At 68.2% G+C, this 25,798-nt stretch carries 27 protein-coding genes; 12 read left to right on the forward strand and 15 right to left on the reverse strand.

Annotated features, from left to right (window positions below):
- Positions 1 to 77: 77 nt before the first annotated feature.
- Complete coding sequence (locus tag ALI144C_RS24020; RefSeq protein WP_076989383.1) at positions 78 to 677, forward strand: TetR/AcrR family transcriptional regulator; 600 nt, start codon at positions 78 to 80, stop codon at positions 675 to 677.
- Between the two features lie 4 nt (positions 678 to 681).
- On the opposite strand, the gene ALI144C_RS24025 is transcribed toward ALI144C_RS24020, so the two are convergent.
- Complete coding sequence (locus ALI144C_RS24025; RefSeq protein WP_076989384.1) at positions 682 to 1,587, reverse strand: MerR family transcriptional regulator; 906 nt, start codon at positions 1,585 to 1,587, stop codon at positions 682 to 684.
- Between the two features lie 44 nt (positions 1,588 to 1,631).
- Between ALI144C_RS24025 and ALI144C_RS24030 the strand changes: the two genes are divergently transcribed.
- Entirely contained in the window at positions 1,632 to 2,369 is a 738-nt protein-coding gene (locus tag ALI144C_RS24030) for a maleylpyruvate isomerase family mycothiol-dependent enzyme (RefSeq protein WP_076989385.1), read from the forward strand.
- A gap of 313 nt (positions 2,370 to 2,682) precedes the next feature.
- Here ALI144C_RS24030 and ALI144C_RS24040 read toward each other — a convergent pair whose 3' ends face one another.
- Positions 2,683 to 3,426 carry a VOC family protein gene (locus tag ALI144C_RS24040; RefSeq protein ID WP_076989386.1) on the reverse strand — a complete coding sequence of 248 codons (744 nt, stop codon included), beginning with the start codon at positions 3,424 to 3,426 and terminating at the stop codon, positions 2,683 to 2,685.
- 92 nt (positions 3,427 to 3,518) lie between these two features.
- Here ALI144C_RS24040 and ALI144C_RS24045 point away from each other — a divergent pair, with 92 nt between their 5' ends.
- The gene (locus ALI144C_RS24045) at positions 3,519 to 4,397 is read left to right on the forward strand and encodes a helix-turn-helix domain-containing protein (protein ID WP_076989387.1); all 879 of its coding nucleotides are present in this window, start codon (positions 3,519 to 3,521) and stop codon (positions 4,395 to 4,397) included.
- 68 nt (positions 4,398 to 4,465) lie between these two features.
- Positions 4,466 to 5,047, forward strand: coding sequence for a dihydrofolate reductase family protein (locus ALI144C_RS24050; protein ID WP_076989388.1), 582 nt, complete (start codon positions 4,466 to 4,468; stop codon positions 5,045 to 5,047).
- Between the two features lie 13 nt (positions 5,048 to 5,060).
- Here ALI144C_RS24050 and ALI144C_RS24055 read toward each other — a convergent pair whose 3' ends face one another.
- Entirely contained in the window at positions 5,061 to 6,260 is a 1,200-nt protein-coding gene (locus ALI144C_RS24055; protein ID WP_076989389.1) for a tyrosine-type recombinase/integrase, read from the reverse strand.
- Between the two features lie 87 nt (positions 6,261 to 6,347).
- On the opposite strand from ALI144C_RS24055, the gene ALI144C_RS58480 reads away from it, so the two are divergent.
- Together ALI144C_RS58480 and ALI144C_RS24060 are read left to right on the forward strand one after the other, a co-directional pair.
- Positions 6,348 to 6,473 (forward strand): hypothetical protein, encoded by a 126-nt coding sequence (locus tag ALI144C_RS58480; protein ID WP_269086697.1) that lies wholly within the window; start codon positions 6,348 to 6,350, stop codon positions 6,471 to 6,473.
- Positions 6,474 to 6,535: 62 nt separating this feature from the next.
- A complete protein-coding gene (locus ALI144C_RS24060; RefSeq protein WP_143230824.1) occupies positions 6,536 to 6,754 on the forward strand; it encodes a hypothetical protein in 219 nt (72 codons plus the stop codon).
- A gap of 145 nt (positions 6,755 to 6,899) precedes the next feature.
- Here the strand turns inward: ALI144C_RS24060 and ALI144C_RS24065 are convergent, their stop codons facing one another.
- A complete protein-coding gene (locus ALI144C_RS24065) occupies positions 6,900 to 7,802 on the reverse strand; it encodes a LysR family transcriptional regulator (protein WP_076989391.1) in 903 nt (300 codons plus the stop codon).
- Between the two features lie 400 nt (positions 7,803 to 8,202).
- Here ALI144C_RS24065 and ALI144C_RS24070 point away from each other — a divergent pair, with 400 nt between their 5' ends.
- The gene (locus tag ALI144C_RS24070) at positions 8,203 to 9,717 is read left to right on the forward strand and encodes a flavin-containing monooxygenase (protein WP_083753327.1); all 1,515 of its coding nucleotides are present in this window, start codon (positions 8,203 to 8,205) and stop codon (positions 9,715 to 9,717) included.
- Between the two features lie 139 nt (positions 9,718 to 9,856).
- Here ALI144C_RS24070 and ALI144C_RS24075 read toward each other — a convergent pair whose 3' ends face one another.
- The 8 genes from ALI144C_RS24075 to ALI144C_RS24110 all read right to left on the reverse strand — a co-directional run bounded on the left by ALI144C_RS24075 (position 9,857) and on the right by ALI144C_RS24110 (position 17,971).
- Positions 9,857 to 11,467: an FAD-dependent monooxygenase gene (locus ALI144C_RS24075; RefSeq protein WP_083753328.1), complete on the reverse strand. Its 1,611-nt coding sequence runs from the start codon at positions 11,465 to 11,467 to the stop codon at positions 9,857 to 9,859.
- A gap of 34 nt (positions 11,468 to 11,501) precedes the next feature.
- A complete protein-coding gene (locus ALI144C_RS24080) occupies positions 11,502 to 11,975 on the reverse strand; it encodes a MarR family winged helix-turn-helix transcriptional regulator (protein WP_076989393.1) in 474 nt (157 codons plus the stop codon).
- A 276-nt stretch (positions 11,976 to 12,251) separates the two neighbouring features.
- The gene (locus ALI144C_RS24085) at positions 12,252 to 13,634 is read right to left on the reverse strand and encodes an aldehyde dehydrogenase family protein (protein WP_076989394.1); all 1,383 of its coding nucleotides are present in this window, start codon (positions 13,632 to 13,634) and stop codon (positions 12,252 to 12,254) included.
- The gene (locus ALI144C_RS24090) at positions 13,631 to 14,221 is read right to left on the reverse strand and encodes a thiamine pyrophosphate-dependent enzyme (RefSeq protein ID WP_076989395.1); all 591 of its coding nucleotides are present in this window, start codon (positions 14,219 to 14,221) and stop codon (positions 13,631 to 13,633) included. The genes ALI144C_RS24085 and ALI144C_RS24090 overlap by 4 nt, the downstream gene beginning before the upstream one ends.
- On the reverse strand, positions 14,221 to 14,754 hold the full coding sequence (locus ALI144C_RS24095) for a thiamine pyrophosphate-binding protein (protein ID WP_076989610.1): 534 nt from the start codon (positions 14,752 to 14,754) through the stop codon (positions 14,221 to 14,223). Before ALI144C_RS24095 ends, ALI144C_RS24090 begins: the two co-directional genes overlap by 1 nt.
- Positions 14,755 to 14,765: 11 nt before the next feature.
- A complete protein-coding gene (locus tag ALI144C_RS24100) occupies positions 14,766 to 15,146 on the reverse strand; it encodes a RidA family protein (RefSeq protein ID WP_076989396.1) in 381 nt (126 codons plus the stop codon).
- A 12-nt stretch (positions 15,147 to 15,158) separates the two neighbouring features.
- Positions 15,159 to 16,712, reverse strand: coding sequence for an MFS transporter (locus tag ALI144C_RS24105; protein WP_143230825.1), 1,554 nt, complete (start codon positions 16,710 to 16,712; stop codon positions 15,159 to 15,161).
- Positions 16,712 to 17,971, reverse strand: coding sequence for a metal-dependent hydrolase family protein (locus ALI144C_RS24110; protein WP_076989397.1), 1,260 nt, complete (start codon positions 17,969 to 17,971; stop codon positions 16,712 to 16,714). Before ALI144C_RS24110 ends, ALI144C_RS24105 begins: the two co-directional genes overlap by 1 nt.
- A 204-nt stretch (positions 17,972 to 18,175) precedes the next feature.
- Here ALI144C_RS24110 and ALI144C_RS24115 point away from each other — a divergent pair, with 204 nt between their 5' ends.
- Positions 18,176 to 19,030 (forward strand): enoyl-CoA hydratase/isomerase family protein, encoded by an 855-nt coding sequence (locus tag ALI144C_RS24115; RefSeq protein ID WP_076989398.1) that lies wholly within the window; start codon positions 18,176 to 18,178, stop codon positions 19,028 to 19,030.
- A 69-nt stretch (positions 19,031 to 19,099) separates the two neighbouring features.
- Here ALI144C_RS24115 and ALI144C_RS24120 read toward each other — a convergent pair whose 3' ends face one another.
- Positions 19,100 to 19,729, reverse strand: a complete 630-nt coding sequence (locus ALI144C_RS24120; protein ID WP_083753329.1) for a TetR/AcrR family transcriptional regulator — start codon at positions 19,727 to 19,729, stop codon at positions 19,100 to 19,102.
- A gap of 47 nt (positions 19,730 to 19,776) precedes the next feature.
- On the opposite strand from ALI144C_RS24120, the gene ALI144C_RS24125 reads away from it, so the two are divergent.
- Positions 19,777 to 20,493, forward strand: a complete 717-nt coding sequence (locus tag ALI144C_RS24125) for a hypothetical protein (RefSeq protein WP_076989399.1) — start codon at positions 19,777 to 19,779, stop codon at positions 20,491 to 20,493.
- Here ALI144C_RS24125 and ALI144C_RS24130 read toward each other — a convergent pair.
- Together ALI144C_RS24130 and ALI144C_RS24135 are read right to left on the reverse strand one after the other, a co-directional pair.
- Positions 20,482 to 21,546, reverse strand: coding sequence for an Lrp/AsnC family transcriptional regulator (locus tag ALI144C_RS24130; RefSeq protein WP_083753330.1), 1,065 nt, complete (start codon positions 21,544 to 21,546; stop codon positions 20,482 to 20,484). The two genes, ALI144C_RS24125 and ALI144C_RS24130, sit on opposite strands and share 12 nt — an antisense overlap.
- 90 nt (positions 21,547 to 21,636) lie before the next feature.
- On the reverse strand, positions 21,637 to 22,587 hold the full coding sequence (locus ALI144C_RS24135) for a pyridoxal-phosphate dependent enzyme (RefSeq protein WP_076989401.1): 951 nt from the start codon (positions 22,585 to 22,587) through the stop codon (positions 21,637 to 21,639).
- Between the two features lie 618 nt (positions 22,588 to 23,205).
- On the opposite strand from ALI144C_RS24135, the gene ALI144C_RS24140 reads away from it, so the two are divergent.
- From ALI144C_RS24140 to ALI144C_RS24150, 3 genes are all read left to right on the forward strand, one after another.
- Positions 23,206 to 24,123, forward strand: coding sequence for a hypothetical protein (locus tag ALI144C_RS24140; RefSeq protein WP_076989402.1), 918 nt, complete (start codon positions 23,206 to 23,208; stop codon positions 24,121 to 24,123).
- Between the two features lie 186 nt (positions 24,124 to 24,309).
- Positions 24,310 to 24,975 (forward strand): hypothetical protein, encoded by a 666-nt coding sequence (locus ALI144C_RS24145; protein ID WP_076989403.1) that lies wholly within the window; start codon positions 24,310 to 24,312, stop codon positions 24,973 to 24,975.
- A gap of 31 nt (positions 24,976 to 25,006) precedes the next feature.
- A complete protein-coding gene (locus ALI144C_RS24150) occupies positions 25,007 to 25,783 on the forward strand; it encodes a hypothetical protein (protein ID WP_076989404.1) in 777 nt (258 codons plus the stop codon).
- The last annotated feature ends 15 nt before the right edge of the window (positions 25,784 to 25,798 follow it).

Consider the following 25,798-nt stretch of genomic DNA (forward strand, 5'->3'; position numbering starts at 1 on the left):
GGTGGTTGGTCGACGGAAATTTAGCGTACGAGCGTTCACCAAATCAATAGCGAACGCGCGTACGCTATTCTCGTCACATGTCACCGCGACGCTCAGCGGCCGAAGCACAGGCCACCAGGGGCAGGATTCTTGGCCGAGCCGCCGAGATCGCCTCGGCGGAAGGGCTGGACGGCATCACCATCGGGCGGCTCGCCGAGGAGCTGGAGATGAGCAAGTCCGGGGTGCACAAGCACTTCGGTACCAAGGAGACACTGCAGATCTCCACATTGGACAAGGCGTTCGTCGACTTCTGGCACCGGGTGGTGGAGCCCGCGCTGACCGAACCCGCGGGTCTACGGCGACTGCGCGCGGTGTGCGACAACTCCGTGGGCTACCTGGAAGCGCCACTGCTGCCCGGCGGCTGCCTGATGACAGCGGCGCTCACCGAATACGACGGCCGCCCCGGCCGCGTTCGTGACGCGGTGGCCGAGGTGTGGTCGCGCTGGCGGGAACAGCTGCGGGCGGACCTGGTCGCGGCGGTGGACAACGGCGAGCTACCCACCGGGTTCGACGTCGACCAGGCGCTGTTCGAGATCGTCGCCGCCGGGTTGGCGCTCAACGCGGCCATGCAACTCGAGCACGACCAGACGGCCGCGGGCCGGGCCCGGCGCGCGATCGGCAGGGCGTTGGACCAGTAGCCGCTCAGCTGACCGAGCGGTCCAGTGCGTCGAGCAACCAGGTGTGCGCGACACCGGGCGGTGCGGGTTCGCCGGTGATCTCACCGGCGAGGCGCCAGTAGTGGCGCAACTGCGGGTGCCGGTCGGCGGCGGTGCGCCGGTTCAACGCCCGCCGGAACGCCGGGGTGTCGCCCGTGCCGAGCGCGGTGGCGTGGGCGGTCACGAACAGGTCGAGCGCGGGCCCCGGCTGCGGTCGAGCTCCAGCCGTCACCAGCGGGGACGCCAACTGGCAGGCCGCGCCGACGATGGCGTGGAGGGCGCCGAGATCGGCGACGCGATCATGGTCGACCAGTGTGCTGTCGCGCAGTCGGGTGACGAGCGCGCGGTCGGTGGCGAGCAGCACCAACTCGGCGTACGCGACGACCTGTGCCGTGGTCGGCAGTTCCGGCGGTCGCGGAGCGCTGACGTCGAGGAACATGCGTGCCGTGTCCGGCGGGATCGGACCGGTGGTCATCGGGCGCCACAGGCGGACGAGGACGTCGTGCGCGGCGAACCCGTCCGCCACTGCGGACAGCAGCTCAAGCCGGGCGGTGCGGTCGGCGGGCGGCGCCTGCTCGACCGCGCGGAGCACCGAGCGTCGCCAGGCCAGCGTCGCCACCTCGCGGTCGAGCGTGGCCCGCTCGGCGGCCACGGCATCGGTGAGCGAGAACTGTCCACTGAGGACGTCCGTGATCGACTTCAGGCCCAGCCCGAGCCCACGCAGCCGCCGCACCAGGGTCAGGCGGCTGACCGCGGACGGGTCGAACCGGCGGTGGCCACCGGCGCTGCGCACAGGCGCCAGCAACCCCTCGTCGCAGTAGAACCGGATCGTCCGCACGGACACGCCGGTCCGCCGCGCCAGGTCGCCGATCCCGAGTGTGTCGCCGGTCACTGTCGGTTGAACCTCCAGTCGAGTGGAGTTCCTACGGTACGACCATGGACACCGCACGACTTGTACAGGGACTGCACGAGCACACCGCCGGATTCGCGAAGGCGGTGGCCAATGCCGACCCAGCGGCCCGGGTGCCCACCTGTCCGGAGTGGCCGATGCGAGTACTGGTCGGACACATCGGCCAGGCGCACCGCTGGGCGGCGGACATCGTCCGGACCGGGCCGAGCCCGGTGCCGGACCCGTTCGACGCGGACCCCGGCTCGCCCGGCAAGTGGCCCGACTGGCTGCACGAGGGCGCCGCGGACCTCACCGACGCGGTGCTGAGCGCCGCCGGGAGTCCGGTGTGGACGTTCTTCGGCCCGGGACCGGCGACATTCTGGTTGCGCCGGATGCTGCACGACACGACCGTGCACCACGCGGACGCGGCGCTCGCGACGGACACCGCGTTCGAGGTGGCGCCGGATCTCGCGGCCGACGCGATCAGCGAGTGGCTGGAGGTGCTGTCCGACCCTGTCACGCCGACACTGAAACCGGCGTTCTCGGCACTGCGCGGCACCGGCCAGACTCTCCAACTCCGCCCCGACACCGGCCCGGGCTGGCTGATCACCCGCACCCCCGACGGCGTGCGGTGGGCGCGTGCCACGAGCACCGCGGACGTCACACTGGCCGGCCCCGTCGGGCAGTTGCTGTTGGTGCTCACCAGAAGGCTGCCTGCCAGTCAGGTCACGATCACCGGCGACCACGCTCTGGCCGACCACTGGCTGACGCACACGGCGGCGTGAGCATCGCATTTGGCACACGTCGCGCAGGGTCTCCAGGAGACGGGCGACGTTCGCCTCGTCACGGCGGTAGGAGGTCCACTTGCCCCGGCGGGTGGCGACCACCAGCCCCGCCTGCCGCAGCATCGCGAGGTACTGCGAGGTGGTCGACCAGGGGCAAGTTCCGTCCGGTGATCGGCACCGTGCTACCGCTGACCGACATCGCACAGGCACACACACCGCTGGAAGGCGGTTCCACCGGCGAGATCGCCATTGCCGTGGCGTAAACGGGCAGCAGGTCCGCCTTTCGAGACCATCCGCCCCGTGATGCCGGAACTCACGCGGGCTGCGAACCCACATGGAACTCGTTGCCGAACGGGTCGACGGCCTTGCCCATCCGCGCATAGGGCATGTCCTCGAGCTTGCCCGCCGTGCCACCGGCGGCCGCCACCCTCGCCATGGTCTCGTCGGCGCTCGCGACGGCGAAGCTGGTCTCCCAGTAGGAGACTTCGCTTTCCGTGGTGCCCAGGACGCCACCGATCTCGTGCCCGTCCGGCCGACGCAGGAAGGTGAAATCGACGCCGGGCAGTTGCTCCTCGTTGCCATCCAGGGTGAAGTCGAAGACCGCTGTGTAGAAGTCCCGCGCCCGCCCGGGGTTCGGGGTCACGAGATCGTTGCGCACCAACGTGTCCGGCTCGTTCACCAGACGACACCCCGGCTCCCGCCCGCCCTGCCAGAGCCCGAACCGGGTCCCGGTCGGGTCCGTCACGATCGCCGCGCGGCCGAGCTGCCCGACGTCGTGCGGCTCCCGCACAACCACGCCACCCGCAGCCGCGGCCCGCTTGACGGTGCCGGCGCAGTCGTCGGTCGCGATGTGCACTTCCCAGCCGTAGCCGGGGGTTTCCGCACGCAACCCGGCGACCGCCAAGCCACGAAGCAGGCACACGGTCCCCCGCTCGTCCTCGGCGAAGGTCCAGCCGAACACGGCACCGTAGAATTCTTTCGCCGCCGCCAGATCCGGTACGGCGAGATCTGTCCAGGTGGGCGTCCCCAGCGGTTGATTGCGGTCGATCTGAACCATCGTGGCGGCTCCTTCGCTCGTCTGCTGACACCGCTCACGCTATGGCCTTTTCAGGTCAGATCCTGGCCTGAAAAGGAGGGTGCCGGAGATGGATGTGGGCGACGACGATCCACGTCGGCGATGCTGTGCGCGTGAAGTACGTGTCCAAAGTTCCGCGACCGCCGCTGGACGGGCTGATCGACGACCTCTACTACCTGGAGGGTGCGCCGCCGTACGCCCGGCTGACGCTGCCGCCGAGCCCGTCGGCGCTGCTCATCGTCAACCTCGGGACGCCGTTCCGCATCCGCGCAGGCACCGACATCGAGACAACCGAGTACGCCGACGGCTGCGTGGTCACCATGCCCACCCGCGCGTGGGAGTTCGGCTACCCACCTCGGACCCGGTCCGTCGGCGTACACCTCAAGCCGTGGGGGCTGGCGCCGTTCCTGCCTATGCCGGCGGCCGAGCTGTGTGACCGGCCGGTGACGCTCGAGCAGGTTTGGGGCCGGTCCGCGACCGCCGGGCTGCGGGACCGGCTGGCCACAGCGAAAGGGCCGCACGAGATGCTGACGCTGCTCGAGCAGGAGTTGACGCGACGGCTGCGCGAGACCGCTGGCCTGGGGCTGGTCCGCCACACCAGCAACGCCATCGCGACGACCAGCGGAGCGGTGGCCATCGGCGACCTGAGCGTGGCCGCCGGTGTCAGCAGCACTCATCTGGCACAGCGGTTCAAGGAACTCGTCGGCGTCACACCGAAGCGGCTGGCCCGCGCCTACCGCTTCACCGCCACCGTGTTCGCGATCAACCCCGCCGAGCCGGTCGACTGGGGCGACCTCGCGTGTGCCGCGGGCTACTTCGACCAGGCCCACTTCAGCCACGAGTTCCGCGCGTTCACCGGGCTCACGCCGACCCGGTACATCGAAGTCCGGCGGCGGTTCCTGCGCGAACACCCCGGCCACACGCTGGACGGCTGGCCGCTGCCTGCCGATTGATTTCTTACAAGAGCGACAGCTCACGACACGTCACTATGGGCACACCCCAAGCAGCAGAGGAGAGCCCCGTGGGCAAGGTGGTCATGTACAGCTCGGTATCGGTGGACGGCTTCGTCGCGGACGAGAACGACCAGCCCGGACCGCTGTTCGACTGGTTGTCCAACGGTGACGTCCCGTTGGACGAGAGCGGCGCGCTGAAGGTGTCGCAGACCTCCTACGACTGCACCCGGGCGTACTGGGACCAGATCGGGGTGACGATCGCTGGCCGCCACGTCTTCGACATGACGGACGGCTGGGACGGAAAGCCGCCCGGCGGGATCGACCATGTGGTCGTCGTGACACACCGGCCAGCGCCCGAGGGCTGGGACCCCGACGCGCCGTTCCACTTCGTCGACGGTGTCGAGAAAGCCGTGGCCAAGGCGCAGGAGCTTGCCGGTGACCGCATAGTCGAGGTCGCAGCGGGCGACGTCGGTGGCCAGGCGCTTGCCGCAGGTCTGGTCGACGAGGTGCGCATGGACGTCGTACCTGTGGTGTTCGGGTCCGGCAAGCGCTACTTCGGGTCGGTCGACGCGCAGCACCTGTTGGAGGAACCTGACGTGGTGATTCAGGGCAACCGGGTGCTTCACCTGCGCTACCGGATGCGCCGTTGACCGGTCCAAGTGATCAGCTGTTGCCATCCACCGCGGTGAGCCAACCGCGGTGCAGCGCGGGCGACAACTCGTGCGCGGCCGAGTTGCGGACGTTCTCGTCGTCGTGCAGGTACCCCTCAGTGGTGGTCAGGTCAGCGTGCCCGAGGTCGCGTTGGACCTGCCGCGGCGGTACCCCGCGTTCGATGGCCTCGGTGGCGTAGGTGTGCCGCGCGGAGTGCGGGTGGATGGTGTCGCGTAGCGGTGCGAGGTGGGTGGCGATGAACGCGGCCTGCGAGGTGGCCAGCAGTTCCCGCAGCCACTCCGCTCGCGGCGGCGGGGCGTCAGCGGGTGGGGCGAAGGTGGCGCACAGCCGGGTCAGCACCGCCTGGACGTGCGAGACGTGGACGCGTCTGCCGGTGCTGGTGGTGAACAGTGGGTCAGGTGGCCTCAGGCCGACCTGACCGGCCAGTGCCGGTACGGCCGGGGTCACCCGTCGGGTGAGGTAGGCCTGCACGGCGTCGGCGACCGGGGGTGCCAGCGCGACATCGCGGTCTTTGCCGCCTTTCCCGTGCACGCGCAGGATCGCGGGGCCGTGGAGGGTGGGCCGGTGGTAGTCGTCGCGGTTGACGCCGACCAGTTCCTCGGCACGCACTCCGGTGCCGAGCAGGATCTCGACCATGGCACGATCGCGGGCTCCGTCGCGCCGGTGCTCTGCCAGCAGGTACGCGGCCATCAGCAGAGCGCGACAGGCGTGCATGGACCAGCGTTTGGTGCTGGACGGGCTGTTGCGGGGCCGGTTGAGGTGCTGGGTGCGGCGGTCGACCAGGTCGACCGGATTGTGGCTGGCCATGCCGTGGCGACGCAGGTATTTGCCGTAGAACGCCGACACGGCCGACAGCATCCGGGCACGGGTGGCGGTGCTGTACCCGGCGTCGGCCAGGTCAGCGAGCCAGCGTTCGACGTCGGTGACCTGGACCTGGTCGAAGGAGGTGAAGTCCTGGGCCAGGCACCAATGCAGCCATTGCAGCCCGGTGGGGTGCTCACGCCGGGCGCGCCCACGGCGGCGGTGCGGATCGGGCGGGGTGTAACCAGGCACCCAGTCTCGGGGGATGCCCAGATCGGTGGCGTAGGCGATGCGGGTGTTCAGCGAAGTGTAGATCCGCAGAAACTCGGCGAACCGCTGCTGGGCCTCGCTGCTCGTCGATGGCCGACCGCCGGCCACCTCGATACTCACACACCCTCCCCTGTTCCTGGTGCCTGTCGCGGACTGCAGATTAGTACCGGTTGCGGCGCGTCGCCCGGGTGGCTCGGCCATCCGGGCGTGTTGTCAATCGCCGATGCCGCGTGGCTGGAGCAGGACCTCGGTGAGTTGCGCCAGGCGGTCGGCGGCAGCGGGATCGAATGGCGGCTACCAGCCGGGCACTGGCGGCGTCGTACTCGCCGGTGAATCCGGTCGCGGTCAAGCCGGGGTGCGGCAGGACGTACCGAACGGGGCTGTCAGATCCATCCATGTATCGAGTGCCGTTCACCACGCAGGACGAGAACGGCGCGTTCGTCGGGCCGTTCCCGGTGTTGCTGCGCTTCCCGCACCTGGCCAGGCCGATCAAGCTGAAAGCGGGGCTGCGGGTCGAGTCTGGCGGTGGTGCGGGACCTGCGCGAGCGGCGGACGCCAGCGAGCCCGGAGGAGATCACCGAGTTCGAGACCGACGTGCTGGCCGGGTTCGGTGACGGACAAGGTGTCGGCGGCGGTTCGGCGGCAACCCCGGCAACTTGCCCGGTATGCGACACCTGTCCAGTCAGCACTCCGACCTGCCCGGCTGGGGCAGCTACTGGACACCTCCACCGGGATGAATACCTGCGGCCGGGCACGGTCTTAGTAGCTCGCCTCGGTCAGCAGGGCCTGGGCGGACCGGCGAAACGCGGCCACCAGGTGTGCGCTGTCCCCGGCGCGGGTGGCGAGCACCACTTGACATGGCTCGACCCCGTGCAGCGGGATCGAGGTCAGGTCCGGCCGGGTGCCCTCGGCGCGCAACCCGGCGGGCAGGATGGCGACCACCTGCCCGGACGCGATCAGTTCGAATGCGTCCTCGAGGTGACTGACCAGCGGCCCGTCGGGTGCCGGCGTGCCATCGGGACGGGGGTCGACACGCCAGAACGAGTCCCACTCGGCAGCGGGCAACCTCGGCACCGGCTCAGTTGCGATGTCGTCGAGGGTGACTGATTCCCGGCCAGCCAGCCGGTGGAACCGGGCGACGAGCAGCACACGGGGCTCGTGGTGCAGGACGGTGACCCGCAGTCCGTCGGTGGCGAACGGCAGCCGCGTCACGACAGCGTCCACACGGTGGCCGAACAGGGCCGTCCGCACCTCCGCCAACTCCAGGTGCAGTGTGTGCACCTCGGCCTCGGTGTGGTGGTGGCGCAGGTGCCGTACCGCCGGAGTAATGATCAGCCCGCGCGTATGGCCGACGGTGAGCTGGCTTGGCCCTGCGGCCGCACGGGCGTCCGCCGCAGCCATTGTGGCGACTGCCAGCAGTTGCCTGGCGTGGGGCAGGAACGCGGCCCCGGCGGGGGTCAGGCGGGTGCCCTGCCGGTCGCGGTCGAGCAGCCGGGCTCCGACACGTTGCTCAAGGGTCTGGATCTGGCGGCTCAGGGTCGGCTGGGTGATGTGCAGCAGTGCCGCAGCACGGGCGAAGTGCTGCTGCTCGGCGACCACCGTGAAGTAACGGACCAGTCGAAGGTCGAACTCGGCCGACGGTTTTGCGTTGGCTGTGTCCACAACACCGCAAGGTAACCCACTCGCGGCCCGTGATGCCTGGAACGCATCACGGGATGCGAAACAAGCCTTGGACGTGCCCCCTGGGCAGCGTGGAGGGTGTGTACAGACGACCGAGATGATCGCCGGGATGTTCCGAACCGGGCGACGGGGAAACGTTGGTGTCCATCGCTAGCGTGCCCTCCCCCGCTCTTTTCGGGGTTTCCGGAGCTTTATCGCCACGTGGCTGATTGAGATAACGCGTTTGCCGATCGCGTCCTCGTTCGCTGTGACAGCCGTTGCCAGGGTGGCCTTATTGATCGTGCTCACATTGCCCTGAGGGCTGGCAACCCGGACGTTGCCGACTTGATGCGGGGGTGACGGGCTCGGGGTGAACTGATTCCCGCCATCCACGAAAACCGCTGTGTCAGAACTGATGTGGAGTGAAATCATGATTGAGTACCACGAGACCGTTGTTGTCGGCGGAGGTTTTGGCGGAATCTGCGCCGCACACGGCCTCCTGGCGGAGGGCCGGGGCGACTTCGTCATCCTCGAGCGTGCTGGAGAACTGGGTGGGGTGTGGCGGGACAACCGCTATCCCAATGCGGCCTGCGACGTCCCGGCACATTTCTACAGCCTCTCGTTCGCGCCAAACCCGACGTGGACGCGCAGCTACGCGCCGTGGGACGAAATCCTCGCCTACATCAACAAAGTGGCCGACGATCTGGGAGTCCGGGACCGCATCCGATTCAACGCCACTCTGGCGTCGGCGAGTTGGGAGGAGCTCGCCGGTGTGTGGAACCTGCGTACCGCTGAGGGAGCATCGCTGTCGTGCCGGTTCCTGATCACGGCGACGGGTTCACTCAGCACCCCTCGCGTTCCTGATCTTCCGGGGCGCGAGACGTTTCGCGGCGAGGTGATCCACACGGCGGAATGGGACGAACGAGTCTCCCTGGAAGGTCAGCGCGTGGTGGTCGTCGGTGGGAGCGCCAGTGCCGCGCAGGTTCTCCCTTACGCCGTCGACGTGGCCGAGAGCGTGCTGGCGGTGATCCGCACCCCGCCCTATGTGATGCCGAAGGACGAACAGTTCTACGACGTCGAGGCGCAGGCACGGTTCCGGGACGAACCGGAGCGGATGGAAGCTATCCGCCTCGACGCCGAACACAGGTTCAACGTCGAGGCAGAAACACAGGCGGTCATGGACGAGGCCCAGCTCGCCAAGGTCGAAGGACAGTGGCGTGACTACATGGAGTCGGAAATCGTCGATGCCGGCCTGCGTAACCTTCTGACACCGTCGTACCGGTTCGGCTGTCGCCGGCCGGTCATCTCCAGCACGTTCTACCCCGCCCTTGCCGACCGCAGAACCACCGTCTGGTCGGCCGGGATCTCGTCTATGACCGCGACCGGCGTCGTGACCAGCGAGGGGCGCGAATGGGACGCCGACGTGGTCGTTCTCGCGACCGGCTTCACCGCGACCGACATGTACGCCGGGATAGAGTTCCACGGTGAATCCGCGCGGTCGCTGAAGGCGGATGCGTGGCGCGAAGCGCCACATGCGTACAAGGGCACCGTCGTCGTGGGGTTCCCCAACCTCTTCCTCGTGACCGGTCCGCACACCCAGGCGAGTGGGTCCATCATCGCGGTCATCGAGGCGCAGATGAAGATGATCATGCAGTACATTCAGCTCGTCGACGAGAGCGGCGCCGTCTCCGTCCAGCCGTCGCAGAAAGCTCAGCAGAGCTTCAACAACTGGGTCGACAGCGCAATGGCGGACTCCGTCTGGGAGGCCGGTGCGTGCCACAGCTGGTATCGCCTGGGCATGGCGGGCAAGGTCGTGACCAAATGGCCTGGAAGCCTCGCGAGCTTCCAGAAAATGACCAGCACGGTCGACCTGGGAGATCTCGTGCTGAAGTCTGGCAGCCGCCGGGTGGCCTCGTAGTCCGCGGACCGACCACGACGTGTTCGAGCCACTCCGCCCGACCCGTCCCGGTCCGTTGTACAGGGCGGCCGTGGCCGTCCACTATGGAGCCGATGCGCATCCGTTGCCATTGGCGGCAGATGCAGCAGGGGTACGGCGGTTAGCGTTGAGCCGGAGCTTGCGGAGTCTGGCTCGGATGTGCCAGTGGGGCGCCGAGCCAGGTCTGCAGTGCCTTGTCCAGCGAGTCCCGGTCGGGTTCGCCGGCCCAGGCGACGTAACCGTCGGGTCGTACGAACATGACCGCCGGAGCGTCGTCGGTCAGCGGGGCCGTGGTGATCGTCCGCATGCGGTCGCGGTATGGGGCAACAAGGTCGTGCCGCGCACCGGAGGGGTCCAGCAGGAGCGCCCTGCCGTCGTGCATGTGGTCGGCGAGCCGGGATCCGTCAGCCAACTCGTAGTCGGGTGCGCTGGCGCCGACCAGGGGATGGTCACCGGAAAGGTCGTATCGCTGACAGATGCCCGAGATCTTCTTCGCGAAGTACGTGGCACCGTCCAGAGTTCGCGCCAGGTTGGCCACCACCTCGCGCAGCGCACGGGCATGGGGCTCCGGGCGCATCACCGCGATCTGGGCGCGGGTCCAGTTCAGTACCCAGGTGCCGAGGGGATGCCGCTCGGCGGTGTAGGTGTCCAGCAGCCCGTCCGGTGCCGTCCCCCGCACGGTGGCGGCGAGCTTCCAACCGAGGTTCATCGCGTCGCCCACACTCAGGCTGAGCCCCTGTCCGCCGAACGGAGGGTGCACGTGGGCCGCGTCGCCGGCGAGTATCACTCGCCCCTGCCGGTAAGTCGTGGCCTGACGGGTGTTGTCGGTGAACCGGGTCAGGCTCGTGATCCCGGTGACCGTGGCATCGGCGCCGGTCACGTAGCGGATGGATGCCTGTAGGTCCTCGGCGGTCGCTGGGATGTTGTGGTCGGCCGGTGCCCCGTCGAACGTGACCGTGGTGATTCGCCCGCGCGGTGGGTCGTTGAGGTAGACGCCGGTGTCGGTCGCGTGCCAGCCGACACCAAGGTCCTGCACGCCGACGATGTCGGCGATCCCGTGGTAGCCGGTGATTTCCGGGTCGGTGCCGGGAAAGTCGAACCCGGCGAGCTTGCGCACCGTACTGCGGCCGCCGTCGCAGCCGACGAGCCATCCGCACTGGATCGGCCCCTTGTCGGTCGTGACCGCCACCCCTTCGGCGTCCTGCTCGAATCCAGTCACCTCCACCCCGCGACGAACTTCCACACCGAGCCCGGCAGCGCGGTCGGCGAGGATCGCCTCGACCTGTTTCTGGTGGACCAGGTCGACCAGGTCCGGGGGATAGAGCCCAGCCAGGTCCGGGTCGGACTCGTCCAGCATCTCGTCGCTGAGCATGATTGCCGCGAAATGTCCGGAGAACCTGGGCAGCGCGCTCGTGCCGTCCAAGCGGCGGTTGGAAATGTAGGAGACGGTCCACTCCGTCTCCTGCTGGGCTTGCCGCAGCGCGGGAAGCAGGCCTCGCCGGTAGAACGCCTCGATGTTGGGCCGATTGAGGGTTCCTGCCTTGAGGATGGGATTGACCTCGGTCAACCGTTCCAGCACGATCACCGAGGCACCGCCGGCCCGCAACTCACCGGCCAACATCAACCCCGCGGGGCCGGCCCCGGCGACCACCACGTCGTAGTCGACCGGACGCTCGGCCGCACGAGATCGCGGGGAGGCGGAAGCGACGGCGGTAGTGGATGGCGTGGTCATGGTGTACCTCCAAGGGGATCGAGTGACCAAGTCGTCAGGACCTGGCCTGTTTGTCTGACCGGCGGGCGGTCTCGATCAACCGCTGGATGATCGGTCGAGCCACATTCATCGCCAACCGAAGCGAGGCGTCGTCCTCGGGGGAGAGCGTTGCCAGCAACTCCGCCAGGCGGTCACGGCGATCGCGGAGACGGTTGGCCACCAGGGTGCGGCCGGCGTCGCTGAGCGCGATGAGCGACGCCCTCCCGTCCTGTGGGTCCCTGACTCGCACTACCAGCCCCTGCCGCTCCAGGCGCTGCACCAACTGGCTCGTCGAGGGCTGGCTGCTACCTTCCACCGCCGCCAGTTCCGTCAGCCGCGTCGGGCCGTCCCGGTAGAGCCTGCCAAGGCACATGATCGCGGTGAACGTCAAACTTCCGTGGTCGGCCAAATGCCGGATCATCAGGCGAACAACGTCGTCGAAAGCCTCCGTGACGTCATCCCGCCCCTGGTCGCGCCCCACCTCATCCATAACCCATTTATATCACGAGTTTATGTAAAATTTCTTGGGGCTCAATACCTGTCGCCCGTTTTGTCACGATAATACCGGTTTAAACGTGGTTCTATCCGGGTGTTGCCATCCGACATCTCGCGACTCTCGGGTACTTAGATCACCTTATTATGTAGTCATGCGCCGCTGTGACCACCAAGCGCGGGGCTCGCAGGGCGGCACGCACCTACGGGAGTTGCACCTCGCGGTCGGGTTCGGACTCGACGAGAGGACCTCCTCGTGCAGGCACCTCCGCCGTCAGGCTTCGCCGGCCCGGATCCGCACAGCCTGCAGGTTGGCCAGCTCGTGCACGCCCCACCTGCCGAGCTCGCGACCGTAACCGCTGGCCTTGACCCCGCCGGTCGGGAGGCGGGGATCGGTCGCGGAGAGCATGTTCACGAACACGGCGCCTGTCTGCAACCGCCGGGCGACCGCAGCGGCGCGCTCGCCGTCCGCGCTCCAAACGCTGCTGCTCAACCCGTACCGGGACGAGTTGGCGAGCGCGATCAGTTCGTCGTCCCCTGCGCACACCGTCAGTGCGCCGAGCGGGCCGAAGGTCTCGTCGGCGAGGATGGTCGAGTCACCGCTGTCCACCTCGACGATGGACGGCGCGAACCACACGCCGCGGTCAGTGTCGGGCGCCGGGGCTTCAGCCAGGACTCTGCCGCCTGCCGCCAAGGCCTGGTCACGCTGCTCACGCAACGTGTCCCGCAGATCCGCCCTGGCGATCGGCCCGATCGAGAACCGCTCATCGGTCGGGTCTCCGACGTCCAGCGCGGCGACGTGCGGGATCAGCGCGTCGACGAACTCGTCGCGCACCGCGCGGTGGACCAGGATCCGCTTGGCGGCGACACAACTCTGGCCGTTGTTGAGAAACCGCGACCGAACCGCGGCATCGGCGGCATCGGCGATGTCCGCGTCCTGAAGCACGATGAACGGATCGGACCCGCCCAGTTCGAGCACGCACTTCTTCACCGCGGCGCCGGCACGAGCAGCGACGAGTGCGCCGACCCGGTCGCTGCCGGTGAAGGTCACGGCGGCCACGCGCGGGTCCGCGATGACGTTCGACGCGGTCGCACCGTCGAGGACCAATGTCTGCAGAACACCCGCGCCGAAGGCCTGCCGGAAGACTTGCTCGATCGCCACCGCGTTGCCGGTGACCGAGTCCGCGTGTTTCACCACGACGGTGTTGCCCGCCGCGATGGCCGGCAGCATCGCTCGGATCACCTGCCACCACGGGTAGTTCCACGGGAGGATCCCGAACACCACCCCCAACGGCAGCACTCGCACCATCGCGGTGTCGTCCTCGAGGACGAAGGTCTCGACCTCGAGGATGCCCGGCAGCTCCGCGGCGTAGTAGCGGCAGGTGGTGACGCACTTGTCGATCTCCGCTCGCGCCTGCCGGATCGGTTTGCCCATCTCCTGGGTGATCAGCCCGGCGAGTTCTTCCCGCCGCTGTGCCAGGGCGATGCCCAGCTCGGTGATGGCGGCGACCCGTTCCTCCACCTCGGAGGAGCTCCACCGCGACGCCGCCGCGGTGGCGAGGACGAGATCGATGCGGTCCGGCGATGCGTACGGGTGGAAGGCGAGCCGGTCCCCGGTCGCCGGATTCACCGTGGTGACGCCATCTGCGCTGTTCACGCCTTCACCGCCGTGACCAGGTGCTCGTCCCTGAGCCACCGCGCGAAGCGGTCGCGCAGGGAGACGGGATCGAGCAGGAGCTTCGCCACGTCGGGCGCGTTGCCCGGCTCGATCCGGACGTGGAGGAAGGCAGGCTTTTCGACGTCGAGCAGCTCCGTGAACGTCGCCCGCAGACCGTCGGCGGTGGCCGTCGAGCGCGTCGTCCAGCCCGCCGCCGCCGCGAGGGCTTCGAGGTCGATGTGCGAGGAGTAGGTGGGCAGCTCTCCTGTCGAGCCGTAGATCCCGTTGTCGAGCAGCACGAGAAGCAGGTTGGCGGGGGCGAGGTAGCCACCGGTCGGCAGGACGTTGGGGTTCATCAGCAGCGAGCCGTCGCCCTCGATGCCGACGACCTTCGGCCGGTCCGGGTTCAGGCCGAGGGCGAGGCCCGTCGCGACGGAGCCGACCAGCCCCATCGCGTCGAGCAGGTAGAAGTGGTTGTCGCTGTCCCGCACGGCCGCCAGTTCCCGGCTCGTGGCCGCGCACGTGACGACCACCGGGTGGCGGCGGGAGAGCTCCGCGAGCACGGCGAGCGCCTCGATGCGTTTCATCACGCCACCATCCCGTCGGTGTTCCAGAAGGAGCCGAGGACCACCACTGGCCGGTGGGTCATGACCGCGTGCACGCCAGCCTCGCACACCGTGTCACGCCAGGCGTCGATGCTGTGGCGGCGGTCCAGCTCGAACACGGGCACGCCGACCGCGCGCAGTATGGCGGGAACGGGCTGGCTGATCGAGTGGATCATGGAGTTGTACTCCCCCAGTCCCCCGCGTGCGTTGGCGAAGATCAACAGAGGCAGGTGGTAGGACGTCGGGAACGTCGCCAGAGCGGTCAGTGCGTTGCCGAAACCGTTGTCCTGCATGACTATGGCGCCCAGTGCGCCGGTGAGCGCGAAGGCGCCCATGACGCCGACGGCTTCTTCTTCTCGCGACAGCGGGGTCACCCGGGACGAGACCCCGTTTCCTCCGCCGTCGGTGGCGACCAGGGCCTTGATGACGGGGGCGACGGTGACCGACGGGATGTACCCGACCTTCACCGCGTTCGCCGCCCAGATGCCGTCGGCGACGGCTTTCGCGTAGGTCATCCGCAGGTCCTTCACGTGCCGTCCCGGACACCGATGGCGTCGATTTCGATGCGGGCGCCATAGGGAAGCTCGGCGACCGCGATGCAGGTGCGCGCGGGCAACGGGTGCGGGAGCGCGTCCTCGTAGATGGCGTCCATCTCGTTGCGGTCCGCCATCGACGTGAGGTAGACGGTGATCTTCACGAGGCTCCGAGGATCGAGACCGACGGCCCCGAGTCTGGCGCGCAGGTTGGCGAAAGCCTGCTTGGTCTCTGCGGCGATGCCTCCTTCGACGATCCGGCCGTCGGCGATTCCGAGCTGTCCCGCGACGAAGACGAGACCGGTTTCGGTTTCCCGCACCGGGCTGTAGGGGTGTCTGGCCTGACCGGGGTGTGCCGGCGCTACCTGACTCATGAGGGACTCCTGTCAGATGTGGCTGACGGGCGCGCTGACGGTGACATGACCGCGCATCCGCCGGACCAGGAAGAACGTGGGAATGGTGGCCAGCGCGAAAACCACTCCTGCCACGGCGATGTAGCCGTGCACACCGAGGGAGGAGTTGACCGACTCGCCGTTGTGCGTGATCCGGGTGGCACCGAGGACGGCCGATCCGATGAAGTTCATCGTCACCGACCCGACGGCAACCATGACCATGACCAGGCTGGAGACGGTGCCCTGGCGCTCCGGCGGCGCGAGCACGGACGCGAGGTTGAACCCGGACGTGACCATCGATCCGGCGGTCACGCTCAGCATGAACGACGACAACACGGCCAGCGGCAGGCTCCCCGCCCCGGCCACGAGCATGACGAACGTCGCGAGCAGACCGAACAGCACACCGGCCGCCAGGCTCCAGACCGGTCCGACCCTGGCCGAGATCGTGCCGGCCGCCACGCCGCCGAGCATGATCCCGAGCGAGGGGATGCCGAACATCAGGCCGAGGGCGGCGGGGGCGGCGATGCCGTACCCCAGGCCTTCGCCGGGCGAGACCTCGACGAGGATGCTGAAGAGCTGGAGCATGCTCTGGTAGGCACCGGTTCCCATGATGACGACCAGCAGCCCCAGGCCGAGGGCCGCCGAGATCCCGCGGACGTCGACGACCGGCTGAGGCTTGCGGCTCAGCACGCGGTACCAGTAGGCCAGCGCGACGGCTCCCGCCACGAGGACGACGAGGGAGATCGGGCTGAGCCAGCCGAAGACCTGGCCGAGGCTGATGTAGACCAGGACACCGGCGAGGCCGAGGCCCAGCACGATGGCGCCCTTGACGTCGACCGTTCCCGGCGCGGTCTTGCGGCTCTCCGGGATGACCAACCGGACCAGAAGCGCCGCCAGGCAGGCGAAGACGGCCGAGATCACGAACACGATCCGCCAGCCGAACGCGTGCAGGGCAGGTTCGAGGATGAACGGGGTGATGATGCCGAAGACAGCCGAGCCGGAGGTCACGAACCCGGTGACCACCATGGCGAACTTCGGTGCGCAGATGTCGCGGATGAGCGCCACCGTGAGGAACGTCGCCGCGACGGCGGTGCCTTGCAGGAGACGACCGAGCACGAAGACCGCGACGTTCGGTGCGATCAGGCACACCAGGCCACCCGCGCCCGCGACGAGCAGCGTGATCACCAGGATCTTGCGCTTGCCGTTGATGTCGGCGCTCTTGCCGAGCAGGGGCGCCCACATCGCTCCCGCGAGCATCGCGCTGGAGCCGATCCAGGCGAACTGGTTGGTGTGGAACGCTTCGCCGAGCTGCGGGAGGACGAAGGTCGGCGACGCGAGCACGCTGTCGACCATGACGTTGACCATCATCAGGATCGCGACGTAACCGACGACCCGGCGGGTCCACCCGTGGTGGAGGTACTCCTCGGCCTCAACGGTCTCGACCTGCACCGCGGAGCCGGTCCCGGAGACCGCTGCCGCCGCGGGCTTGCGCCTGACGGCCTTCGAGAGGGTGTTCTTCTTGTCACGAAACGCGCGCAGTAGTGACATCAGGAAGCCCCAGGGTCGGCGGACACGATGTTCTTGCGGATCACACCCTGCTGGGCGACCAGGAGGATGTTCTCCGGGTTCGTGAGACAGGTGATGTCCCGCACCGGGTCTTGAGCGCTGAGCACGAGATCCGCCTGGTAACCGGGCCGCAGGGATCCGAGCGTGTCGCCGACGCCGAGCAGCCGCGCGCTGGTCGACGTGGCCGCCTTGATCGCGTCCATCGGTGACATCCCGAGCTCGACGAGGCACCAGAGCTCGAACGCGTTCTGAGCGTGCGGGGTGATCCCGGCGTCCGTTCCCGCCGCGATGTCCACCTTCCGGCTGATCGCCTCGGCGATGTTCTCCTTGGCCCGTTCGTTCCAGCGCAGCTTCTTCTCGTACCGCCACGGGGCGGATTTCGCCGGGTCCAGGGGTTGGAACACCGTCGCCAACGTCGGCACCAGGAAGGCACCTCGCTCGCCGAGCAGGTCGCAGCCTTCGTCGTCGATGCCGAAGCCGTGCTCGACCGACCGCACGCCACCGCGGATCGCGGCCAGCACACCGGCGCGCCCCTGAGCGTGCGCGGCCACCGGCCGTCCACCCCGGCGCCTGCCTTCGTCGACGACCGCCGCGATCTCGTCGTCGAGCAGGTCCTCGTCGTCGGGGTCGTCGTGAGCGCTGCTGATGCCGCCGCTGGTGCAGATCTTGATGACGTCCGCGCCCGAGCGCATCATCCGCCTCGCGGCCGTGCGCACCGCGGCGACGTCGTCGGCCAGCACGCAGTAGTCGAAGTCCAGGTCCTTGCCGCTGGGCATGGTCGCGTCGGCGTGACCACCGGTGTGGCTGATGATGCCCACCGAGGTCTGCAGCCGCGGACCGGGCAGGAGCCCCGCACCCACCGCGTCGCGGTACCCCGCGGGCAGTCCGCCGAGGTCCCGCGCGGACGTGATGCCGGCCTCCAGCGTCAGCCGCAGTCGTTCCGCCGTCTGCACCATGCCGACCACGGGGTCGAGGAGGAACGCGGTCTCCACGAGCGACCTGGTGGACGCGAACCCGAAGTGCGTGTGGCAGTCGAAGAGGCCGGGCAGCAACGTCCCGCCCCGGCCGTCGACGGTCCGCACATCTCTGCCCGGCGCCGGTGCCCCGGCTGCCGGTCCGGCGTAGACGACCTTCCCGTCGGCGCCCGCGTCCAGCACGGCGTCATCCACGACCTCCGCGCTGACCCCGTCGATCAGCCGGACGTCGTGCACGCGAAGAGCCGCCTTCTCGCTGAGTTCCACTCCATCCCACCTTGCCCTCTCTGGCTTTCTCGTCTTCAGCGGGACCGTAAGACGGCCGCACGAAACCACCACTGGAATGCATGAATCAGGCACTGCGGAGGGTCCTGTGTGCACGAAATCAACACTGCGAACTTCGAAGTTGAAAACCACACCGGGTCGTGTACTTTTGGTGGCCTCCCCCCGAGATCACCCGGAGGCACGACCATGACGTTCAACCCGGCCGATCACTGGAACGGCTACCTGGCACCCCGCGGCCTTGAGGAGTACTCGGCCACCTATGCGGATTTCTTCCAGTTGAAGCGCGAGGACGGCATCCTCGAAATCCGGCTGCACACCGACGGCGGCCCGTATGTCCACACGCACGCCGCCCACAACGCGTGGCCGCGTTTCTGGCAGGAGGTCGGCAACGACCCCGAGAACCAGGTGCTGATCATCACCGGCACCGGCGACAGGTGGATGACCGGAGATCCCCGCGGCATGAACCCCAAGCCGGCCTCCGACCTGGAACCCGACCACATCCAGCAGCGGATGTACGACGGCTGGAAGCTGATCGAGAGTTTCGTCAACAGCATCGACGTCCCCACGATCGCCGCCGTGAACGGACCCGGTGTGCACACGGAGTTCGCGACGATGAGCGACGTCACGTTCGCCGCGCCGGACGCCGACTTCATGGACCCCCACTTCTGGCTGGGATCGCCTCCCGGAGACGGCCAGGCAATGGCACTGCAGTCGTTGATCGGCCCCAAGCGCGCCGCGTACTACATCTACGCGGCGAAGTCGATTCCGGCCGACACGGCGCTCGAGTGGGGCATCATCAACGACGTCCTGCCGCGTGCGGAACTCCTCGGTCGTGCCTGGGACCTGGCGCGGTTCATCATGAAGCGACCGCGGTACACCAGGTGGGCCACCCACAACATCCTGTCGCGGCACTGGAAGAAGACGGTTGCCGAGGACTTCGGCTTCCACATGGCGCACCAGATGCTCGCCAATGTGGCCAGCAAGTCCGTCGTACCGAATCCCGAACTGGTCGCCGACTCCGAGGCCAGGAAGATGTTCTGACCCGTTGGCCGTGTCTCAAAGCCTCCGGCCGGGGCAGACTCTCATCGACCGGGGACTTCGAGACACGACCTAGCCGTAGGCCCGCAGGAAGACGTCCACTCCGTCGGCGACGACCTTCTGGAGCTGCGACGAGCAGTCCGTTCTTCCCCGGACCAGATCCTCCAGGACCAGACCGATCGTCAGAGCCGTGAAGTGGCGAGCGGCGACTGCCGGATCGGCGGCGTGAATCCGCCCTGTTTCGACAAAATCGGCGAAGCGTTCCGCGAGCATCCGTTCGGCGAGATCGCGCTTGGACTCCGGTAACCCAGGGCGAGACCCGCGACGGGAATCCAGCATCCTGAACGTCGCATACCGGGAGGACTTCAGGGTCTGACCGGCGATGCGGCTGCCGAAATTGACGAGTTCATCCCGAAGACCGGACCTCCCGGCCAGCTCTTCGTCGATTGCCGCACGCACGGCATCGGTCAACGCGTCACTCACGCGTTCCAGCACCCTCGAGAAGATTTCTTCTTTGTCCCCGAAGTGGTCGTACACAGTTCGCTTGGACACCTGGGCATGGGCCGCGATCTCCTCCACGCTGACGGCGTCGTAGCCCTCTTCGACGAACAGGATCTCCGCCGCGTCGAGAATCGCGGCCCTCTTGCCTTCGGACCGCCGCCTGCGCCCCGGCGTCTGCGTACTGGCGATGACTCTCGACACGAGCTCACTATAACGGCGCGGCCATCCACAAGGAGTTCATCGAAACCATGACCACCGACCAGGCCTGGATCACGGTCAAGGCAACGCCATCGGCACCGATGACCGACCCGCACCGGCTGTCCGGTGAAGCACTCGCAGCATGGGTGCGAAATCATGTCTCGACCTGGCCCGCTCCCATTCCGATCGGCGCGGAGGAGCCTCGGACAGAGCCCGCACTGTTCGTTTTCTCCTCGGACGGACCCGATATCCGGTACGCGCTGGAGGCACACACGGACGGCTCGTCCGTTCTTCGACTACCGGTGGGTGGATTGCGGCGGAATCCAGCCGACGGCGAAACCGTCCTGGCGGTCGGCGAGGGCGCGGTCGCCTGGATCTCGGTCGCCGCGGTGCGGTTGGCATCCGCGTATGCCGAACACCTGGGTTGCCGTGGAGAACTGTCGATCGAGGTGAACCTTGGAGAAGGCACTGCGATGAACAGCTATCCGCACGAGATCTGGAATCGGGGGTCCGACGGATTTCACCCGGTGGGCACCCGCGTTCGCTCCGTGCGCCCCTGCGGAGCGCGGTTCTCCCTCGCCGAGTGCGGTGGCGCGAGCTTGCCGTTGCTCGTCCGGCCGCTCCTGGTCGAACTGCTCGGCCAGTTCGGTCTCATCGACTCTCGGCACATCGACGTCGACGGTGTCGTCCGGCGCGGCAACTTCACCGGCCACGACGACCGGATCCTGGCGTGGGTCACGGCGATCGGCGCGGCTTCACGGCCCTGATCCCGGATTCGACGGTGCCGGGAGCCCGGACCTCACGAGGGAACACCCCGCGTCTTCGTGGAGCAGCGGAACCGATCGCACCGAGCGACCCTCGGCGTCGAGGATCCGGCCGAGCAGCTTGACCAGCCGCAGGACGATCGACCGGTCCCTGATCCGCAGGGCCGGCAACGCGTGGCTCATCTTGCTTTCCAGCTCGTGGACTTCCGCCGTGGAGTGGAGCCACGCGTCGATGACGACGTTGTGCGGCCCGGCGACGATGCTGCACGCCCGCACACCGGGAAGCCCGCGAAGCCGCCCTTCCGCAGCGTCCAGTTCGTGCGCGTCGATGGAGCCGTAGTAGGTCACGGCGACCGCTCGACCGGAGAGGTGCTGCGAGGTGTCGCACCGGAAGATGACCAGTCCGGCGCTTTCCAGCCTCGCCAAGCGGCGCCGGACGGTCACAGCGCCGAGGCCCACGTGCTCGCTCAGCCGCTCGAGTGACATCCGTCCATCGAGGGTCAACGCGCGCAACAGCCGATGATCCGCCGGTTCCAGCACGCCGTCGTGCTCGCCGCGGGCAGTGCCATATGCGCCGAGCCGGCGCTGCTGTTCGGGGTCGAGCGCACCTTCTCGCCACCTGCTGGCTTCGAAGGCCGACCGGGTCGCGATGTACCCGCGCACCCTCTCGACCCCCGGTGTGCGGCCGATGCGGTCGGACAGGTAACCGGACAGCGCGGCGAGCCCCGGCACCTGCACCAGCACCTGCAGGTCACGGGCACCGGAGGTCAGTTTCACGGTGGCCGCCTCCACGTCACCGGCGAGCGCTTCGGCGACGGCGGCCGCCGCGCCGGGAGCGCAGTTGATCTCCACCAAAGCACAGGTCGGAGTCGCGTTGCCCGCGGGATGAGCGGTCACCCAGACGACGCCCGCGGCCTGCATGCGCGACCAGCGCCTGCTGATCGTCGCCGCGTTGACCCCCATGACGGGCGCCAGGTCACGCCAGCTCACGCGCGGCACCGACCGCACCGCGTCCACGATCGCGATGTCGAGTTCGTCGAACTCCGCGTCTTTCACGGACAAAGCATCCTTTCGTGCGACCAGAACGCATTTCCGGAAGAATTCGTGCACGGTACCGCATCCAGATGCGGCGAACGGCCCGTCCGCTCATCCACAGAGTTCGGTGAACCGGCTCACGTCGACGTTCCCGCCTGAGATGACGAGTCCGACGCGCGCGGGCAACGGGTGGACGGCGGACGAGATGAGCGCTGCCAGCGCACTGGCACCGCTGGGCTCGAGGACGAGCTTGAGACGTTCGAAGGCGAATCGCATGGCTTCGCGGATCTGGTCTTCCGTGACCACGACCACGCCGTCGACGAGACGCCGGTTGATGGAGAAGGTGAGCTCACCGGGCGTCGCCGCGGCTTGCCCGTCCGCGATCGTCCGCGGCACCTCGATGGCGATGCGGTGTCCCGCTTCGAGCGACCGCTTCGTGTCGTCGCCGGCCGCCGGCTCGACGCCCACGATGCGCGTGCCGACTTGGCGGTCCGCGGCAGCCAGTGCACAACCCGCTATCAGGCCTCCTCCTCCGACGGGCACCACCAGCAGGTCGAGCTCGCCGACCTCCTCGAAGAGTTCGAGGGCGGTGGTGCCCTGCCCCGCGATCACGTCCGGGTGGTCGTAGGGCGGGATGAGGGTCATGTCCCGGTCCGCGGCCACCGTCGCAGCCAGGAGCTCGCGGTCGTCGCCGTAGCGGTCGAATCTGATCACCTCGGCCCCGTAGCCGACCGTCGCAGCCACCTTGGAACGGGGTGCGTCGTGCGGCATGAGCACGACGGCGGGCACACCCAGCTCACGGGCCGCCAGGGCGACGGCCTGGCCATGGTTGCCCGAGGAGTGAGTCAGCAGGCCCTTTTTCACGCTCTCGGGCGGCAACCGCGATGCCGCGTTGAAAGCGCCCCGGAACTTGAACGCCCCACCGCGCTGGAAGTTCTCGCACTTGAGGAACACCTCGGCGCCGACCAGGTCGTTCAAGGTGCTCGATCGGAGCACGGGCGTGTGGTGCGCGACGCCGACGAGCCGGGCGGCGGCCGATCGCACGTCGATGTCGGCATTCATCCCCAGACCCTAGAAGGCAGCGCAGCACCACCCGGCGCACTGCACCGATCCGCCATCGAGTGCGATTCCCGTGCACGAAAACAACATCGGCCACTCTGCGGTGCCAGAACCTGACAGGTCGCCATCTTGTTCACCGCGTACTACGAGGTGCGACCTGGTGGCCGTGCCGCCCCCTGCCGAGGGACGCTGCTCCGGGCGCAACGAACTCTGACCATTTCATATCAATAATCCAAGTTATCTATATAATCTCTCCGCGTCAGACGTCTGCCGATGTTTTAGTTTCTTAATAGCAACCCATGGTTTTAGTATTTAAACCAAAACTGATAGGGTCTGGATGTGACTGAAGCGCCTGGTGGAAGCGCCAAAACTGAGCGAGACACGTCCGGAGACGCCGTGGAGACCGGCCCAGAACGGCAGAGGCCTCCGATCCGCCGAGGCAGTCGCGATCAACGCCGAGACGAAGCCCTGCAGGCGCTGACGACAGGGCGTGACGCCCCTTGCGCGTACTGCGGGCGTCAACTGCCGCCGATGTCGGCGCGGGGCGGGCGGCCTACGCCGTACTGCCCCGCCGACCCGGAGCGCTATGGGCAGTGGGGGGCGAAGGTCATCACCTGCGCGATGCTTGACGAGCATCGCGAGATCTGGGTCCAGATCTACGGCCCCGACCAGCCCATGACACAAATGGACGTCGGTGTGCTCGACGACCGGCTCAGCCACATCAAAGGTGCTGTGACTCCCCTACTGGCCGAACTCACGGCCATCCAGGGTTACGTCTCCAGCCAGGTCGCCGCCGCCGTGGCCGAACGCGACGACGCCCAGACCGCCCGACACCAGGCCGAGCAACACATGGCAGCAGCGAACACCGAACGCGACCAGGCCCAGGCCGACGCGCGCACCGCGCGGACTGCCGCCGAGGCCGACCGTGCCGAACGCGACGAGGCCAACGCCAGAGCCACGACCGCGGAAACCGCCGCCACCCAGGCGGCCACGGCGCAACAGACCGCTGAGACCGCGCGCGACGACGCGCAACGAGAACGGCAGCAGGCACTGCAACAGGTATCGGACATGCAGCAGCGGGTCACCGAGCTGCAGACCACGTTGCAAAGCGAACGCATCGCCACTGTCGACTCCCTAGCCCGGCTGCGCGCCGAACACACCGAGGACGCAGCACGGTTGCGCAGCACCTTGCTCGCCGACTACGAGCAGAAGCTCGCCGAACAGAACCAGAACCATGCCAGCGTTGAGGACCAGATCCGCAGGACTGCCGAGGCACGCGTCGACGCCCTGACCCGTCAACTCGCGCAGGCCGCGCAGGACTACGCCCAGACCCTCGCCCCATTGCACTCCGAGAAGGCGACTCTCGCCCAGCGACTGGCCGAGCACACCACCCGCGCCGAGCAGATCCAACGACGCCTGGACACACTCACGACCGGTCTGGCCGAACTGGTTGACCAACTACCCCAGGACAACACGATCAGCACCCAGTTGACACAGCTCCTGAACATGGCTGGACGGGCGACAGGAGACGGCGCTTAGCGATCTCGCCACAGGTCAGCGTCCACTGCGGTCTCGGCGAGCCACGTGCAAGGCGTTCGGGCACGGCGCCCTGCCTTGTCTCTTACACCAAGGACTCTGTCCGGCGTCGCCCCGGCGCTCCTAACCTCAGTCCATGTCGACACCAGGTGCGCTTGCGGCGACCTGGGCAACGGCAAGGGAGCGCCCATGGACGACCAGCTGGCCGCTGCTGTGATCAACGCGGTCGAACTGCCTGCCGCCAACGGGCGGGGTTGGTTCGACGCTGTCTCCGCGGTGGCGTCGCAACAGCCCGACGACTGGAGTGGCTTCGTCGACCAGCTCCGCGCGACCGGGACCCAGTACGACTCGTCGATCGACGACTCGGTGATCGACCGTTTCGTCGAGAACCTGGAGCGGCTGACGAGTGCCCCGTTGTCCGTCGTGATGGAGTTGGCCGAGTACGACCCGCAGGACCTCGCGGCGCAGTACGGCCAGAGGGACGCGGCGGCGGAAGGCACGTACTGGGGCTGGGTCCCGGCCGACATCGGCGACCGGTTGCAGCGCGGCATGGGAGACGACTGGCCACAGGCGGTCACCGCCACCTTCGACCAGATCTGGCCGGGCTGGGAAGCGGCCGACGACGCGACCAAGGCCACCACGCTCACCCAGTGGATCGACACCATCCTCGGCGAGGCCGTGCCTGACGGGTCCGACAGCGGTGCGGCGGACGCCGTGATCGACGAACGCCTGCGGTACGACATCGCGTCCACCCTTGAGGCGAGCGGACTCCCGCTCGCCGAACTCGACCCCGCCGAACTCGACCGGATCCTGCAGGACGCGGCGCGCCTCGCCCGCGCCGCGAGGACTTCCTGACCAGCGACGAGCGGCAGCAAAGGATCACGTCATGGCGCACCCCACCGGACCGAGCGACGCCGTCGCCGACCTGCTCACGCACCTGAGCACCGCCGACCTGGACGCCATCATCGCGGACCCGGCCGCAGCGCGAGACGCTCTGCTCGGCACCGCGCCCGCCGCAGCCGCAGGAGCCGTCCCGGTCGCTGTGCCTGCCCCGGTCGGCGGCATCCCGATCCGGACCTTGGCCGTGGGAACAACGCTGACCCACGGCACAACCGTGCAGCAGTTCACCACCGCCACGGGCGCGCAACAGGCACTGCCCAACCCACCCGCCTGGTTCGCGATCGGCTCCCGATTCTCCGCGCACGCCGGCGGACGCTACGGGACCGCGTCGACATACCTGCACAACTACGTCGTGCAGGCCGTCATCACCTTGTTGCGTTTCGCGGACTTCCCGACACTCCGGGCCTACCTCGCGGGGTTCGGCACCACGCACAACGAGAACAACGTCGCCGCGGCCAACGACGTCCTGCTGCACAACCCGACGGCGCACGGGTACACCCTCGACGCTGACCTGGTCCGCGGCGAGCCCGAGGTCATCCTGTTCGCGGCCGGTATGGCCAACCTCGCCGCGCAGTTCCAGAGCCAACTGGACCGCAGCGAGCGACCGTCGTTCGGCGACGACATGGACGTCGATCGGCGCAACGTCCGCCTCGGGCACGGCAACCGGGTCGTGCACGAATCCAGCGACCTCGACCTCACCGACTTCCGCACCATCGGCGACGACGACCGAGGACGACGGCCACGCGGCCAGGAAGAGCCGTAGCCCAGCATGTCTGCC

Source organism: Actinosynnema sp. ALI-1.44 (assembly GCF_001984155.1).
In the GTDB taxonomy this organism is placed as follows: Bacteria; Actinomycetota; Actinomycetes; order Mycobacteriales; family Pseudonocardiaceae; genus Kibdelosporangium.

Bases quoted from the DNA above. Each gene is read 5' to 3' on its own strand.
- ALI144C_RS24020 (WP_076989383.1), top strand. From the start codon at position 78: ATGTCACCGCGACGCTCAGCGGCCGAAGCACAGGCCACCAGGGGCAGG.
- ALI144C_RS24030 (WP_076989385.1), top strand. From the start codon at position 1,632: ATGGACACCGCACGACTTGTACAGGGACTGCACGAGCACACCGCCGGA.
- ALI144C_RS24040 (WP_076989386.1), bottom strand. From the start codon at position 3,426: ATGGTTCAGATCGACCGCAATCAACCGCTGGGGACGCCCACCTGGACA.
- ALI144C_RS24045 (WP_076989387.1), top strand. From the start codon at position 3,519: ATGTGGGCGACGACGATCCACGTCGGCGATGCTGTGCGCGTGAAGTAC.
- ALI144C_RS24060 (WP_143230824.1), top strand. From the start codon at position 6,536: ATGTATCGAGTGCCGTTCACCACGCAGGACGAGAACGGCGCGTTCGTC.
- ALI144C_RS24075 (WP_083753328.1), bottom strand. From the start codon at position 11,467: ATGACCACGCCATCCACTACCGCCGTCGCTTCCGCCTCCCCGCGATCT.
- ALI144C_RS24080 (WP_076989393.1), bottom strand. From the start codon at position 11,975: ATGGATGAGGTGGGGCGCGACCAGGGGCGGGATGACGTCACGGAGGCT.
- ALI144C_RS24090 (WP_076989395.1), bottom strand. From the start codon at position 14,221: ATGAAACGCATCGAGGCGCTCGCCGTGCTCGCGGAGCTCTCCCGCCGC.
- ALI144C_RS24095 (WP_076989610.1), bottom strand. From the start codon at position 14,754: ATGACCTACGCGAAAGCCGTCGCCGACGGCATCTGGGCGGCGAACGCG.
- ALI144C_RS24100 (WP_076989396.1), bottom strand. From the start codon at position 15,146: ATGAGTCAGGTAGCGCCGGCACACCCCGGTCAGGCCAGACACCCCTAC.
- ALI144C_RS24105 (WP_143230825.1), bottom strand. From the start codon at position 16,712: ATGTCACTACTGCGCGCGTTTCGTGACAAGAAGAACACCCTCTCGAAG.
- ALI144C_RS24115 (WP_076989398.1), top strand. From the start codon at position 18,176: ATGACGTTCAACCCGGCCGATCACTGGAACGGCTACCTGGCACCCCGC.
- ALI144C_RS24125 (WP_076989399.1), top strand. From the start codon at position 19,777: ATGACCACCGACCAGGCCTGGATCACGGTCAAGGCAACGCCATCGGCA.
- ALI144C_RS24135 (WP_076989401.1), bottom strand. From the start codon at position 22,587: ATGAATGCCGACATCGACGTGCGATCGGCCGCCGCCCGGCTCGTCGGC.
- ALI144C_RS24140 (WP_076989402.1), top strand. From the start codon at position 23,206: ATGCTTGACGAGCATCGCGAGATCTGGGTCCAGATCTACGGCCCCGAC.
- ALI144C_RS24145 (WP_076989403.1), top strand. From the start codon at position 24,310: ATGGACGACCAGCTGGCCGCTGCTGTGATCAACGCGGTCGAACTGCCT.
- ALI144C_RS24150 (WP_076989404.1), top strand. From the start codon at position 25,007: ATGGCGCACCCCACCGGACCGAGCGACGCCGTCGCCGACCTGCTCACG.